Source organism: Burkholderia sp. MSMB1459WGS, assembly GCF_001534535.1.
GTDB lineage: Bacteria > Pseudomonadota > Gammaproteobacteria > Burkholderiales > Burkholderiaceae > Burkholderia.
Genome location: NZ_LPMU01000023.1, coordinates 850240 through 864799 on the forward strand (window position 1 = coordinate 850240; position 14560 = coordinate 864799).

Genomic DNA, 14560 nt, shown 5'->3' on the forward strand with positions numbered 1-14560 from the left:
GTCGTCGCGGCGACGATCCGCATTGCGCCGCGCCCGGCATCCACCCTCAACGTCGAGCTCGTCACATCATGAGAAAAACAACGCCGCGCGCGCCCCTGCGCGTCGCCGCCGTCCTGGCGCCCGCCCTGCCGCTCGCGGGCTGCGCCTCGCGCGGTGCGCCGTCCTACGTGCTGTTCGGCGCGTACTTCCCGCTGTGGCTCGTCAGTGCGATCGTCGGCATCGTCGGCGCGATCGTCGCGCACCGCGTGTTCGTCGCGACCGGCTGGGCCGCGACGGTGCCCTACCAGCTTGCCGTCTGCACCGCGATCGGGCTCGTGGTCGCCGTGATCGTCTGGCTCACCGGCACGGGGCCGTTCGCATGAAGGCCGCCGGCATCGCCCGCCCCTCCGTCAAAGGTCGCGTGATCGCGCTCGCGATCGTCGCGCTCGGCATCGCGGCGCTCGCGTACGCGTACCACCGCACGACGGCCTACCCGTCCACCGACGACGCGTCGATCGACGCGGACGTCGTGCACGTCGCGTCGCCGGTCGGCGGCCGTATCGTGCAGCTCGCGGTGCATGAAAACCAGCGCGTCGCCAAAGGCGACCTGCTGTACGTGATCGATCCCGTGCCGTACCGGCTGAGCGTCGCGCAGGCGCAGGCCGATCTCGAGCTCGCGCGCGCATCGCTCGACACGCGCCGCCGCTCGCTGATCGGCGAGCGCTCGAACGCGTCCGTCGCCGCCGAGCAAGTCAAGCGCGCGACGCAGAACTACGATCTCGCGACCCGCGACGTGAACCGGCTGGCACCGCTCGCCGCGCAGGGCTACGTCAGCGCGCAGCAGTTCGATCAGGCGAAGGTGCGCCAGCGCGACGCGTCCGTGTCGCTCGCGCAGGCGCAGGAGCAGCAGCGCGCGTCCGCGCAGACGATCGGCGACGATGCCGACGCGATCGCGACGCTGCATGCGCGCGAAGCCGCGCTGGCCCGCGCGCAGCATGCGCTCGACGATACGGTCGTGCGCGCGCCGCACGACGGGCTCGTGACGGGCCTGAGCGTGCTCCCCGGCGAGACCCTCGCGCCGAACCAGTCGATCTTCACGCTGATCGACGCGAGCGAATGGTTCGCCGTCGGCAATTTCCGCGAGACGTCGCTCAATCGCATCGCGGTCGGCGACTGCGCGACCGTCTATTCGATGATCGACCGCGACCGCCCGATGACGGGCAAGGTCGTCGGCATCGGCGCCGGCATCGCGGACAGCGACCGCATCAACCTGCCGCGCTCGCTGCCGATCGTGCAGCGCTCGGTGAACTGGGTGCACGTCGCGCAGCGCTTCCCCGTGCGCGTGAAGCTCGACGAACCCGACGGCAAGCTCGTGCGTGTCGGCGCGAGCGCGATCGTCGAGGTCCGGCATGGCTCGGCCTGCCGCTGACGTCCGCTCGCCGGGCCCGCGCGAAGTCCTGCGGCTGCTCGCGCCGTTTCCGGGGCGCGCGGCCATGGCCGTGCGCGTCGCGCTGATCTGTGCGCTCGTGGTGCTCGTGACGAGCGGATACGGCACGCCCGAAGCCGCGATTTCCGCGTATGTCGTGTTCTTCCTGAACCGCGCCGATCGCGTGACGAGCGCCGTGCTCGCGGTCGCGATGCTGTTGCTCGTCACGCTCGTGATCGCGCTCGTGATCGGCGTCGCGATCTTCAGCATCGAGTATTCGGTGCTGCGCGTCGCGTGCATGGCCGTGTTGTCGGTCGGCCTGCTCTACCTGACGTCCGCCAGCAAGCTGCGCCCGGTCGGCGCGATCCTCGCGATGATCGTCGGCTTCGGGCTCGATCAGCTCGGCCTCGCGCCGGTCGGCGAAGCGGCAACGCGCGCGCTGCTCTATGCATGGCTGATGGTCGCGATCCCGGTCGGCGCGGCGATCGTCGTCAACCTGCTGATCGCACCGTCGCCGCGCACGCTCGCGCATGCGCAGCTCGCGAAGCGGCTGCGGCTCGCCGCGCGGCGGCTGCGCGACGACGACGACGCGCGCGCCGCGTTCGACGCAAGCCTGCGCGAAGGCGACAAACAGTTGCTCACGTGGCTCAAGCTGTCGAAGCTCGAAGGCTCGTCGTCGGGCGCCGATGTCGTCGCGTTGCGGCAGGCCGTCGCGTCGAGCACCGCGCTGCTCGTCGCGGTCGCGCTTGCCGATCGCGAACCGGAGGCGCGACTGCCCGACGCATTCGCGGCGCCGATCGCGGCGACGCTCGACGAGATGGCCGCGATCCTCGAACAGGGCGGCTATCCGGTCGACGTGACGCTCGCGCTGCCGGCCGCCGATGCACTGCCGCCGCTCGCACGCGTCGTCGCGACGGACCTGCACGCCGCGATCGCGCAATTCGCGCAACCGCCCGCCATCGACGCACCGGCCACAGCGACCGACACCGCCGACGAACCGGCGGAAGCCACCGCACCACCCGCCCCGCGCGGCGGCTTCTTCGTGCCCGACGCGCGTACCAATCCCGACCACATCCGCTATGCGCTGAAGACGACGGCAGCCGCCATGTTCTGCTACCTGCTGTACTCGCAGCTCGACTGGTCCGGCATCCATACCTGCTTCATCACCTGCTACATGGTGTCGCTCGGCTCGACGGCCGAAACGGTCGAGAAGCTCACGCTGCGCATCGCCGGCTGCATCGTCGGCGCGCTGATCGGCACCGCCGCGCTCGTGTTCGTCGTCCCGTCGCTATCGTCGATCGGCGAACTGATGGCGCTCGTCTTCGCCGGCGCGTGGCTGTCCGCGTGGGTCGCGTTCGGATCGCCGCGCATCGCGTACGCAGGCTTCCAGGTCGCGTTCGCATTCTTCCTGTGCGTCATCCAGGGCGCGGGGCCCGGCTTCGACCTGACGCTCGCGCGCGATCGCACGATCGGCATCCTGCTCGGCAACGTCGTCGTGTATCTCGTGTTCACACGCATCTGGCCGGTCAGCATCGGCAAACAGATCGACACGGCGCTCGCGGCACTGCTCGACCAGTGGCGGCGCGTTGCGCAGATCGCGCAGCCGGCCGAACGGCGCGCGCTGGCCGCCGAAGCGTTCGCCCGCCATGGCGCGATCTCGCAGGAGCTCGGCCTGATCCATTACGAACCGTCGTGGGTGCGGCCGGCCGCGACGTGGCTCGCCGCGCGGCGGCGCGCGCTCGCGGAACTCGGTGCGATCGAAGGCCCGCTGTTCCTACTCGCCGAACGCAAACCCGGCGATGCGGCGATCGGCGCGCAACTCGCGCGCGTGACTGCGCCGGGCGACGACGAAACCGCGCCCCGCACGGATGCCCCGCCGCCGCCGGGCGCCGCCCCCACCGACCCCGCGCGCGACGCGCTGCTGAACCTGATCGACACGCGGCTTGCCCATGTCGCCGACGCCGCCCGTCAAGCCACACCGAAGGAGCCTGCCCCTCATGCGTCTACCTGAACCGCCGGCCGCCTCGATCGCCGCCGCCGCGCTCGCGACCGCGGTCGCGCTGGCCGGCTGCGCGACGTCGTCGATCGATCTGGCGCCGGAGGCATCCGACCGCCCGTGGCAGCCGCAAACGTCGGCTGCGGGCGACATCGTGGCCGCGCCGCCGCGCGCTTCCGCGCAAGGTGCACACGACTACACGCTGCCTGCATCGCCGGCGCTCGCGTCGGTTCCGGCTCCGGCCGCGCTCGATGCCGCGCATGCGTACACGCTGCCCGAACTGATCGATCTCGCGGAATCCTCGAACCCGCTGACTCGCATCGCATGGAACGACGCGCGCAACGCGGCGCTCGCGGTCGGCCTCGCCAAGTCCGCGTATCTGCCGCGCCTGTCGGCGACGGCAATGGGCGCGTACCAGGCGAACCACGGCTCGACGTCGACGATCCTCGGCGATTCGTCCAGCAACACCACCGTGCACGGCACGATATCGGCGCTGTCGCTGCAATGGCTGCTGTTCGATTTCGGCGGCCGCGCGGCGCGCGTCGAAGCGGCCGAACAGGCGTCGATCGCGTCGAACGTCGCGTTCACGGCCGTGCACCAGCAGGTCATCCACGACGTGACGGTCTCCTACTACCGCTACGAAGCCGCACGCTCGCGCGCGCTCAGCGCACGGCAGGGCCTCGCGAACGCGGATGCGATTCTCGCGGCGTCCCGCGCGCGGCTCCAGCACGGCGTCGGGACGGTCGTCGAGCTCGCGCAGGCGACGCAGAACCGCGCGCAGGCGAACCTCGCGCTCGTGCAGGCGAACGGTGCCGAAAGCGACGGCTACCTCGCCCTCGTCTCCGCGCTCGGCATCTCGCCGCTGTCGAAGCCGACGATCGCCGCGCTGCCGAAGCGGCCGCTGCCGCCCGCGCTCGGTTCGTCGGTCGACGCGATCGTGTCGGACGCGATCGCGCGCCGTCCCGATCTGCAGGGTGCGTTCGCGGTCGAAAAGGCCAATCGCGCGAAGATCAAGGCCGCGCAAGCCGCATTCATGCCGAAGATCTTCCTGTCCGCGTCGACGTCGTATGCGAGCGGCGGCACGTCCATCTCCGCGCTGCCCGCGATCGGCGACCAGGCGCCGACCGTCAACCTGAACGGCAGCCGCTACGGCGGCGGCGTATTCCTCGGCGTGACGATCCCGCTGTACGACGGTGGTCTGCGCTCGGCCGTGCTGATGCAGGCGCGCAACGACGCGGAAAGCGCGTCCGCGCGCCTCACGCGGACCAAGGAGGAAGCGGTGCGCCAGGTCGTCGCCGCGCAGAACGCGGTACAGACGAGCCTGGCGTCGCACGACGCCGCGAAGGCGCTCGTCGATGCCGCGCAAACGAGCTACGACGCGGCGCTGACCGCGTACCGGAACGGCGTCGGCTCGGTCACCGACGCGACGATCGCGCAAAGCCAGTTGCTCGCCGCGCGCAACGCGGAGGTCGACAGCTATGCCGGCGCATTATCGGCCGCCGCCGCGCTCGCGCTCGCGACGGGCACGATCGGCTCGGCGCAGTAGCGCCGCCAGGCGGTTGACGCGGGCGCGCCCCGCCCACTAGAATGCCGCCCATTCTTCCTTCAGGAACCATCGTGGACAGTTGCAGCACTCCGTTGCGTGCGCCGCTTGCCGCCTGAACGCCTGTCCGCCGCAGTTCTCCTGCCTCGGCTCGCGTTCCGCGAGCCGCACGCCATCCGTTTCACATTGAACGACGCATTCGCGCGGTACAGTACCGCGCGATGACGGCTATCGCCGCGTCGCCTTCGGCCTTGCGTCGCGGCGACGCCAGCCGGCATGCGCTTCTCGCACGGCAGGACAACCATGACTTTCGATTTCGCACTCCGTCTTTTCACCGCGTTCGCCTGCGGCGTCGCCATCGGCCTCGAGCGCCAGATGCGCCAGCGCACGGCCGGCCTGCGCACCATCACGCTCGTCGCGAGCGGCGCGTGCCTGTTCGTCACGCTCGGCGTGCTGACCGGCAACGGCGTCGCGGGCGTCACGCAGATCGCCGCATACGTCGTGTCGGGCGTCGGCTTTCTCGGCGGCGGCGTGATCATGCGCGACAAGGGTTCGATCCAGGGTATCAACACGGCCGCGACGCTGTGGTGCTCGGCTGCCGTCGGCGTGCTGTCCGGCTCCGGTCACTACGCGCCCGCGCTCGCCGGCACGGGCGTCGTGCTGCTCACCAATACGGTGCTGCGCGGCGTCAGCCAGGCCATCAACGCGACGCCCGTCTCGAATGCCGACCTCGTGCGCGAATACCAGATCACCGTGATTTGCCTCGCCGCCGACGAAGTGCACATCCGCACGCTGCTGTCGAACGCGATGTATGCGAAGCCGCTGTCGTTCCAGAGCCTCACGAGCGAGGACGTGCCCGAGCAGCCGGACCGGCTGAAGGTGACCGCGACGCTGAAGCTGCATCCGAAGGATCAGCAGAAGCTCGAGCAGATCGCGAGCCGGATGAGCATGGAGAAAAGCATTTCCAGCGTGAGCTGGACCGCGAAGGAAGCGGAGCCGATGATGGAATGAGCCGCGCGGCGGCCGCCGCATCCGGCGCCGCCGTCGCGTCAGGGCGCTTCGATGAGCCCGGCCGAGATCGCCTTGACGACCGCCTGGACCTTGTTGGTCGCGCCGAGCTTCTCGAGGATGTTGTTCACGTGGAAGTTGACCGTCCGCTCCGAGATGCTGAGGATCTGGCCGATTTCGCACGCAGTCTTGCCCTCGGCCGTCCAGCACAGTACCTCGCGCTCGCGCGCGGTCAGCGTGACGCCCGCCGCGGGCGACAACTTCGGCACCATGAAGCGGCTCATCAGCGAATGCGACAGGTTCGCGAGCCAGTTCGTCTGCAGCGTCAGCATGTTGATCTCGGCCGGCGTCAGCCGGTCGGCATGACGGGCGATGCTCAGCAGGCCGAACGCGCCGCGCGCCGCCCAGCTCGATTGCGCGACGCCCACCGACAGCCCGAAATCGCGCGCGTCCTGCCACAGCGGGCAGGGCTCGATGTTGTCGACGTCGGGCCAGACGATCATGTTGGTGCTGAGCGCACCATCGCGAACCGTCGAGTCGATCTCGATATAGTTCTGCGCCTGATAGTGCGCCATCCAGCCGTCCGGATAGGTATTGAAGATGGCGACCGCCGGCTTCGAAACAGGCAGCGGTACGCGAATGCCGTAACAGCAGTATTCGAATCCCAGCCGCTTGGAATAGGCGGCGATCCGCTGGAAGAGCTGCTGCTCGTCTTCCGCGGCGCTGAATTGTTGGTAGGCATCCTGCCAGCGCAGTTCCATTCTTTCTCCGACAACGTCACGCTGTCATACTTGTCAGGTTCCAGCACCCGTTCGAGGCTGATACATTCCGCGCATGACTTCACCCTTGCTGCATCCTGTCCCCGGCCCGTCCCCGGACGGCTACGTACGCCTGTCAGAAGGCGCACTGGCCGCGCTTGTGCTCCACCATGTCGCGAGCGGCCTCGACCCCTCGCTGCTGGCCGAACTGCGCGACAACGCGATCGATGCCCGCCTCGCCGGTTATACCGAATGGCATCGCGCCGCCGGTGCCGGCGTCGCGTACGTGACGGTCGGCTGGGACTGGTACCTCGAACGCGCGACGGGCACGTTCGTGATCGCGGGCGGCGATGTCCGCAGCAACGTGATGGCCACCGACGCCAAAGGCGCCGACATCGGCATGTTCCGCACGGCAGCCGCGCTCGCCGCACGGCTCGCCGCCATCGACTGGCCTGCCGCGGTCGCGTCGGCCCTGCTCGGGCACAACGACGCCTATCATGCCGGTCCCACGCTCCAGTGACAACCGGCCGCACATTCCTCTGACGATTTTGCGAGACTGGCGCTCTTTATAAGCAAAAGCTGCCCGGTTTTCAATCCCGTCGATCAAGAAACCGTTACCACCGCGCAAATGGCGTCTTTACGCCGTCACCCTGTAAGAGTTACCAGTTACAGGCTCCTCGTGCCACGCGCTGTAATGGATGCATACAAAAGCACAGATCCGAGGACATCCATGCAGACCTTCGTTCACGAGGAAGGGCGGTTGCCATACGAACTCGCGGCGGATCTCGGGCGCTATCGGCGCCGCGTGTTCGTCGAGCAGCTCGGTTGGGCGCTCCCGTCGGCGAACGAAAGTTTCGAGCGTGACCAGTTCGATCGCGACGATACCGTCTACGTGTTCGCGCGAAACGCCGACGGCGACATGTGCGGATGCGCGCGCCTGCTGCCGACGACGCGCCCGTATCTGCTGAAGTCGCTGTTCGCCGATCTGGTCGCCGAGGACATGCCGCTGCCGCAATCGGCCGCCGTCTGGGAGTTGTCCCGATTCGCGGCGACCGACGCCGAAGGCGGCCCGGGCAATGCCGAATGGGCCGTGCGCCCGATGCTCGCCGCCGTCGTCGAATGCGCGGCGCAGCTCGGCGCGCGACAGCTGATCGGCGTGACGTTCGCGAGCATGGAACGGTTGTTCCGCCGGATCGGCATACACGCGCACCGTGCAGGCCCGCCGAAGCAGGTGGACGGACGTCTGGTGGTCGCGTGCTGGATCGACATCGATCCGCAAACGTTTGCCGCGCTAGGAATCGAGCCGGGGCAGGCCGCCCGGCAAGCTATCGCCGCCTGAGCCGGAACACGCGTTTCCGTCCGGGCGGCATCGTAACGAAGGAGAACCAACGTGGACCAGTCCCAGGTCTTTCGCGCGATGATGCCCGGATTGACGAGTGCCGGCGGCGCCCGCATCGCGGTCGCCTACCCGTCGTTTCCCAGGCCATTGCCGCTCGTGCGGCTCGATCGCCGCGGGCTCGTGTTTCGTGCCGCCGGCGCCGCGCCGCTCGTGTGCGGGCTGCCGCGCCCGGCCACCCTGCTGGTCGCGGACGAGCCGCTGTGCTCGCTGCGCCTCGTGATCCGCGACATCGTCGCGACCGGCGACGGTCGGCACGACCTGACGATGCAACCGTCCGGCGCCGCCGGCGACGAATTGCTGTGGCACGCGTTGCGCGACCGCGAACCGTACCGGCGAATTCGGCATCCGCTCGCGCCGGTCGATCCGCCCATCGCGATCGACCGCGAACCGCATGCGCCGGCCGGCGAAACCGCTGCGCGCCCGTCGCGCAGCGCGGCTTTCCGCCTGCCGTGCCACAGCGACGCACTGTTCTTCGCGGACTGGCTCGAATATCACTTCGACGAATTGCGCGCGCTGTCGCAACAGCACGGGCCGCAACTGCAACTCAATCAGCTCGAACGACAGGTTGACGATGACGAGGTCGGCGTGCGTTTCGTGTACGACATCGACGGGCATGCGACGCGGCTCGCGTTGACCGACTGCGCGCGCGAGGCGTGTGCATGGATCGAGACGGAGATGCGCAGCAAATACGCGCTGCCCGTCGCGCAAGAGCGGTTCGGCGGGTTCGCGGCGCACGCACGGGCCGCCGGCATGTGAATGAGGCCATGCCGCTCGGCGGCAAGTTGTGCGGATACAACGAGGGCTTGCAAACGTTCGGGTTTTCCCTTAAATTTACGTCTGTCTCCTCCATGTCTCCAAACATGGATTCAGCCCGCTCAAGCAGCGGGCTTTTTTATTGCCTGCGCGGATTGCGGGGCCACATCGTTTTCCGTTCCGGCTAGCCGGCCGGGCGCAGCCAGTAGTGATGCACCGCAAATATCAGCGCGACCGCCACAACTATTATTAGCAGCAGGTACAACCAGCCCTTCCTGGTCGACGGCAGGTCCGTCAGGGCGCCGACGTCGCCCGTCAGCGCCGCCAATGCGACCACCGCCAGCCCGGCCAGTGCCAACGTCCCCTTTGCCAGCCATCCTAAAGCGGTCTCCAGTCCGGCCACCCATCGCGACTGACGATACGGTCCGGCAACCGGCCGACGAAGATCGGGCTTGTCCATTCGTCACCTCCCTACCGGCATGCGCCTATCCGCGCGTCGTACGGCAGGCGCGGCGGAACACAAGAATTCGAATGCTTTGCAGACGAGTCGCCGCTGCGACGCGGGGGTGCGCCCACGGCAGAGTGATTTTCCTTGCAGTGCATATCGAATGAAGCTTCCGCGCTGGGACGCAGCAATCTGGTGGGTAAACGAAACCGCAGCACGGCACACCCCGGCTCAAACGCGAAAACCGTCGTCCACAAACATCAATCGGATACCCCGCTCAACGCCGAGAATGCCGGCTGGTTTCTTACGCTGGGGCGCTCCTTCATCCTCGCGTACCACGCATGAAGTGCCACGTATTCAGCAGGCACCGCCAGCTTCACGATCGACGCAAAGACCAAACCGCCGATCACCGTGATGTCGGCCATCGAGAAGGCTTCCCCGGCGACAAACTGCTGTCTTTTCAAAACCTCGTCGAAGTAGCGCATGCCCCTCAGGGCTTTGTCGCGTTGACGGAATCCCCACTCGGCATTCTGATAGGTTTCGACGTCCGGCCCCAGCCCCGGCGTGCCGTGGTGGAAATACACGCTGATGGCGTCGAGCAGCTCCAGCTCGGCGCGCTTGCTCATCATGTGGATCAAGCCCTGTTCGAGCGGTGTCCTGCCGGTGAGCGTGGGCGTACCATCGAGCGCGTCCAGGTATTGGGTAATGGCCGTGCACTCGGCAATGAGCGTCCCGTCGTCGAGTTCGAGCACCGGCAGCGTGCCCGAGTAGTTCTTCTGCGCAATGAATTCCGGCCTTTTGTGCTCCCCTTTATAAAGGTCGACCATCGCAAACTCGACACGCGATCGAAGGTTCTTCTCGGCCAAGGCGATGCGCACGCGTGTCGGATAGGGTCCCGTCGGAAAATCGTAGATCTTCATCAAGGGAAGTTTGGGTACATCGAAGTCGAGTATCTCGGAACTCATCGTTAAGCCTCTACAGTGCGTTGCGTCGGAATAGATGGTGTCGGAACATGCGGTGTTACGCCCCCCCTACCTGCCACATGGTAGGTTTACTGTAGAAGGTATAATCGTCTCCGTCAACGCTCATTTTTTGAATTGCGAGGCCGTAGCAGTGAAGAACGAGACAGGCTCAAACTCCAAGGAGAACATCCTGGCGGCCGCCACAAGGGTCGCGCAGGCGCATGGCTACGGCGGGCTGAATTTTCGCGATCTCGCGGACGTCGTCGGCATCAAGGCTGCCAGCGTCTACCACCACTTCCCGAGCAAGGCCGAACTCGGCGCGGCGGTCGCGAGGCGCTACTGGGAGGATTCGGCCGCGACGCTGGAAGCACTGCTGGCCGAATCCTCGGATCCACTCCAGTGTCTCCGCCAGTATCCCGACACGTTCCGCAAGGCGCTCGAGAACGGTAACCGCATGTGCCTCTGCAGTTTCATGGCCGCCGAAAGCGACGACCTGCCCGCGGCGGTGATGAAAGAGGTTCAGACGTTTGCCGATGTCAATGTCGCGTGGCTGAATAAAGTTCTGTCCGCGGCGGCAGTGGGTAGCGCCGAAGCGTGCGAACAACGGGCTCGCGCCATCTTCGCCGCCGTTGCCGGCGCTCAGCTCATTGCCAGAAGCCGTTCGGATATCGCGCTATACGACACTTTGATAGAGACTTACCGGGCGGCAGGTCTCCTGCCGGCATAGGAGCGCGCGTGCGCGACGTAATCGCCCGCAAAACCGACGAATGCACGACCGTGCCCTTCGTCGCATGGGAACCCGACATTCCATTGGTATCGGAACGTTGACAACGACGTTGACCATTGTCCAATCGCGTTAATCGTGTCGCGCGAAATGAGCAGGCAAGCGCTGCGCCGCAATGGACGACGTCGGTGCTCCAGCAATCGGCGAGTATTTCAGGGCCTCGGCCGACAGCAGGAGATGTAGTCGGGGAAAGGCAGCAATGCGGACACCGGTCCGGGGCAATCGGCAGGAGAGCATCAAGCGAGACGAGGCTGATCGTCAACGAGCCCCCGGAGAGAGGCCCAAATCACAAAACCTTTTTATTGGTTCAGCGCGATCGTGAGACGAGAGGATCACAGCATGTTCGCACCACGAAAGACGACTTCCGGTTGTCTTCAGGCGTAGCCCGGGAAAGCCGCCAAAGGCCAAGTGCTGACCCGAGGTCAGCTTGCTTGCAGTGCGCGCGCAAATCTCATCGGAAAGTGGCGTAGCTTTATGAAAAAGCTACGCCAGAATGCCAAGCTTCCCGATGTTCGGAAGTATCGATACGATTTGCGACCAACCCGACTTTCGATCAAAACCCATCACCAGACAGCCTCTCCGGGACAAATCGCTTGCCAGACAACCGTCCCGAAGACTCCCGAATTTCCATCACTCGTTTTCTTCGAAGTAGTGTCCGAACTTCGCCTGCTTCGTGCGGATATAACGCTCGTTTTCCTCGCGCACGGGCACCGCGAGCGCCACGCGCTCGCAGACGGGAATACCGTGCTTCACGAGCGTATCGAACTTCTTCGGATTGTTGCTCATCAACCGCACCGACGTCACGCCGAGGATGCGCAGGATCGCAGCGGCCGAGTCGTATTCGCGGGCGTCGTCGGGCAGGCCAAGATCGAGGTTCGCCTCGACGGTATCGCGCCCCTGCTCCTGCAGCGCGTAGGCGCGGATCTTGTTGCTCAGGCCGATGCCGCGGCCTTCATGGCCGCGCAGATACAGCAGCACGCCGCGGTCTTCGGCCGCGATGTAACGCAACGCGAGATCGAGTTGCTCGCCGCAATCGCAGCGGTACGAACCGAACACGTCACCGGTCAGGCATTCGGAATGCAGCCGCGTCAGCACGGACTGCTCGCCGGTCACGTCGCCCATCACGAGCGCGAGATGTTCGGCATCGCTGCCCGATACGCGAAATGCGTACGACGTAAACGTACCGTAGCGCGTAGGCAGCGACGCCGTGGCGACGAGCGTCACGCACTCGTCGGCCTGGCCATTGCCCGGCGCGGGCGATTGGGGACGCGAAGACATCATGAATTCAATTGAAACGTTCGGGAATGTAGGAGTTGTGTGGATGGTGCGTGACGGGAGTTTACCGCTAATCTGGAAACGTCACGCGACTGCCGCCGCCCGCCCGGCTATACTGGGCTCATCGGGTGACGCGCATCACGCCCCGCCTGCCCTGCATCGACCTGCACACGGAGAAAGCGAATGAGCACGACTGTCGCGCAGATTCTCAAGGCCAAGCCGGATTCGGGCCGTACCATCTACACCGTCACGAAGAGCGATCTCGTCTACGACGCCATCAAGCTGATGGCGGAAAAGGGTATCGGCGCGCTGCTCGTCGTGGACGGCGACGACATCGCGGGCATCGTCACCGAGCGCGACTACGCGCGCAAGGTCGTCCTGCAGGACCGCTCGTCGAAAGCCACCCGCGTCGAGGAAATCATGACGGCGAAGGTGCGCTACGTCGAACCGTCGCAATCCACCGACGAGTGCATGGCGCTGATGACTCAGCACCGGATGCGCCACCTGCCCGTGCTCGACGGCGGCAAGCTGGTCGGCCTCATCTCGATCGGCGACCTCGTGAAGAGCGTGATTGCCGATCAGCAGTTCACGATCAGCCAGCTCGAACACTATATCCACGGCACACCCACCGTCACCTCCGCCTGATCCGCCCCAGCAAAAAAGGCCCAAACGCGTCAGCGTCTGGGCGGAAAGCCGCCGACGTGCGGCGACGGAGGTTCTGCTTCTGCGGGCGAACGACGCGCGCGACTGGCGCTCGTCTCGTCAATTCGGCGGTGCGCCCGGGCAGACCCGCGGGATGCTCGATCAGTTACCGAAGTAGACCGAATTCACGGGATTCGGCGCTTCACGCGTCACGCGGCGGCCGGCTTGCGCGGCCCCCGTTGCCACGGCACCGTAACCGCTCGTGTCGGCGTGCGCGAGCATCGGCTGATTCGGCTGAACCCGTTGCTCGGCCGCCTGGATGTCGCTCGGATATTGCGAATCGCTCGCCAGCGGCTTGTAGCCGTTCTGCTCGAGTTGCACGAGTTCGGCCTTGACCTCAGCGCGGGTCAACCCCTGTTCGGACTGCGCGAACGATGCAATCGGAGCGGCAAGGACGGATGCGGCGATGGCTGCGTAGATGATCGACTTCATGATTTACCTCCGGAATATGTTCTCTTTTGGTGTCGCCTCGGCAGGACTGTCTGAAGCGATTGAATTCAGTGTAGTGCGCGCGCTTCCAAGGGGAAACCCTTAGTTTGAACATACAGCGTTGCATTTCTGGAAAAAATCGCCCACTGTTTCCGAACAGGGTCGTTGCAACTTGCTTCATCTACACAACAATCGCTGACGAAAGGCCGACAGCCGGATCACATGTCCGGAAGGTTGTGTTGTAGAATCGTAAGGTTTCCTTCGCCAGTCGATATTCCATCCACCATGTACGCGCTCACGCCCCTTTTGGTTTCGCCGTCCGGCTTGGCCGGCGTGCGCGTGCGCGCCGGCCAGCCGGCGCATTCCCTCGTTCGACGCACGGCCCAGGCACCGCTCGCCCCTGCCCGGCGCCTGATCTGACCGCTCGGTCTCCACCCGGAGCCAGGTTAGACAGGCTCCGGGCGATCCTCATAGGCACGCCACGCCTGCCCTCTGCCGATCATTTGGAGAACCACCATGAAACAACGCCTTTACCAGTTGACCGAACTCGACGTCGCTCGCCTCGAAAAGCATGCCGAGCACAATCCGCGCTTTCAGGCGATGCTCGACACACTGCTGGAGCGCGCCGATATCGTCCAGCCCGACGCCATCAAGGCGAACGTCGTCACGATGAACTCGCAAATCACGCTGCTCGACGAAGCAACCCAGGAACAGGCCACCTGGACGATCGTTTATCCGGACGCCGCCAACCTCGAACTCGGCCGCCTGAACGTCTTCTCGCCCGTCGGCATGGCGCTGCTGGGCACGCAACGCGGCCAGATGGTCAAGGTGATGCAGCCGAGCGGCGCCGAAAAGCTCATGAAGGTTGCCGCGATCGTGTTCCAGCCGGAAGCCAACGGCGAATACACGCGTTGAGCCATCGGCGACCAGCGCCGCGCCACACGGGCGCAGCACGAAAAAAGCGAGGCACCGGCCTCGCTTTTTTGTATCCGGACGATCGGGGTTGCCGCCACCGCGTTCCGCAGATCGGGATAGGGGCGGTCAGAGAGTCTGACCGATCCCCTCCCACACCACCCGGCATGCGGGTCCGCACCGGGCGGT

Annotated in this window: 16 protein-coding genes; 11 read left to right on the forward strand and 5 right to left on the reverse strand. The window is 66.1% G+C overall.

What is annotated here, in order from left to right:
* Positions 1-68 precede the first annotated feature (68 nt).
* From WT97_RS11375 to WT97_RS11395, 5 genes are all read left to right on the forward strand, one after another.
* Positions 69-362: a hypothetical protein gene (locus tag WT97_RS11375; protein ID WP_012339766.1), complete on the forward strand. Its 294-nt coding sequence runs from the start codon at positions 69-71 to the stop codon at positions 360-362.
* A complete protein-coding gene (gene mdtN / locus WT97_RS11380) occupies positions 359-1408 on the forward strand; it encodes a multidrug transporter subunit MdtN (RefSeq protein WP_059789691.1) in 1050 nt (349 codons plus the stop codon). Before WT97_RS11375 ends, mdtN begins: the two co-directional genes overlap by 4 nt.
* Positions 1389-3416 carry an FUSC family protein gene (locus WT97_RS11385; protein WP_060353446.1) on the forward strand — a complete coding sequence of 676 codons (2028 nt, stop codon included), beginning with the start codon at positions 1389-1391 and terminating at the stop codon, positions 3414-3416. The genes mdtN and WT97_RS11385 overlap by 20 nt, the downstream gene beginning before the upstream one ends.
* The gene (locus WT97_RS11390) at positions 3403-4947 is read left to right on the forward strand and encodes a TolC family protein (RefSeq protein ID WP_060353447.1); all 1545 of its coding nucleotides are present in this window, start codon (positions 3403-3405) and stop codon (positions 4945-4947) included. Before WT97_RS11385 ends, WT97_RS11390 begins: the two co-directional genes overlap by 14 nt.
* A 300-nt stretch (positions 4948-5247) precedes the next feature.
* Complete coding sequence (locus tag WT97_RS11395) at positions 5248-5955, forward strand: MgtC/SapB family protein (RefSeq protein WP_059500199.1); 708 nt, start codon at positions 5248-5250, stop codon at positions 5953-5955.
* A gap of 38 nt (positions 5956-5993) precedes the next feature.
* Here the strand turns inward: WT97_RS11395 and WT97_RS11400 are convergent, their stop codons facing one another.
* On the reverse strand, positions 5994-6713 hold the full coding sequence (locus WT97_RS11400; protein ID WP_059500198.1) for an autoinducer binding domain-containing protein: 720 nt from the start codon (positions 6711-6713) through the stop codon (positions 5994-5996).
* Positions 6714-6786: 73 nt separating this feature from the next.
* On the opposite strand from WT97_RS11400, the gene WT97_RS11405 reads away from it, so the two are divergent.
* The 3 genes from WT97_RS11405 (at position 6787) to WT97_RS11415 (ending at position 8865) form a co-directional block, all read left to right on the forward strand.
* The gene (locus WT97_RS11405) at positions 6787-7230 is read left to right on the forward strand and encodes a DUF4902 domain-containing protein (protein WP_059789694.1); all 444 of its coding nucleotides are present in this window, start codon (positions 6787-6789) and stop codon (positions 7228-7230) included.
* Positions 7231-7440: 210 nt separating this feature from the next.
* Positions 7441-8049 carry an acyl-homoserine-lactone synthase gene (locus WT97_RS11410; protein ID WP_059500196.1) on the forward strand — a complete coding sequence of 203 codons (609 nt, stop codon included), beginning with the start codon at positions 7441-7443 and terminating at the stop codon, positions 8047-8049.
* A 51-nt stretch (positions 8050-8100) separates the two neighbouring features.
* On the forward strand, positions 8101-8865 hold the full coding sequence (locus tag WT97_RS11415; protein WP_179949771.1) for a hypothetical protein: 765 nt from the start codon (positions 8101-8103) through the stop codon (positions 8863-8865).
* Positions 8866-9046: 181 nt separating this feature from the next.
* On the opposite strand, the gene WT97_RS11420 is transcribed toward WT97_RS11415, so the two are convergent.
* Positions 9047-9322 (reverse strand): hypothetical protein, encoded by a 276-nt coding sequence (locus tag WT97_RS11420; RefSeq protein ID WP_060353449.1) that lies wholly within the window; start codon positions 9320-9322, stop codon positions 9047-9049.
* Between the two features lie 245 nt (positions 9323-9567).
* The gene (locus WT97_RS11425) at positions 9568-10272 is read right to left on the reverse strand and encodes a glutathione S-transferase (protein WP_060353450.1); all 705 of its coding nucleotides are present in this window, start codon (positions 10270-10272) and stop codon (positions 9568-9570) included.
* A gap of 148 nt (positions 10273-10420) precedes the next feature.
* On the opposite strand from WT97_RS11425, the gene WT97_RS11430 reads away from it, so the two are divergent.
* Positions 10421-10996 carry a TetR/AcrR family transcriptional regulator gene (locus WT97_RS11430; RefSeq protein ID WP_060353451.1) on the forward strand — a complete coding sequence of 192 codons (576 nt, stop codon included), beginning with the start codon at positions 10421-10423 and terminating at the stop codon, positions 10994-10996.
* A 687-nt stretch (positions 10997-11683) separates the two neighbouring features.
* Here the strand turns inward: WT97_RS11430 and ribA are convergent.
* Positions 11684-12334, reverse strand: a complete 651-nt coding sequence (gene ribA, locus WT97_RS11435) for a GTP cyclohydrolase II (protein WP_059500190.1) — start codon at positions 12332-12334, stop codon at positions 11684-11686.
* Between the two features lie 177 nt (positions 12335-12511).
* Here ribA and WT97_RS11440 point away from each other — a divergent pair, with 177 nt between their 5' ends.
* A complete protein-coding gene (locus tag WT97_RS11440) occupies positions 12512-12973 on the forward strand; it encodes a CBS domain-containing protein (protein WP_059500189.1) in 462 nt (153 codons plus the stop codon).
* A 159-nt stretch (positions 12974-13132) separates the two neighbouring features.
* Here WT97_RS11440 and WT97_RS11445 read toward each other — a convergent pair whose 3' ends face one another.
* On the reverse strand, positions 13133-13462 hold the full coding sequence (locus WT97_RS11445; RefSeq protein ID WP_059835964.1) for a DUF4148 domain-containing protein: 330 nt from the start codon (positions 13460-13462) through the stop codon (positions 13133-13135).
* 513 nt (positions 13463-13975) lie between these two features.
* Here WT97_RS11445 and WT97_RS11450 point away from each other — a divergent pair.
* Complete coding sequence (locus WT97_RS11450; RefSeq protein ID WP_059500187.1) at positions 13976-14374, forward strand: GreA/GreB family elongation factor; 399 nt, start codon at positions 13976-13978, stop codon at positions 14372-14374.
* Positions 14375-14560 lie beyond the last annotated feature (186 nt).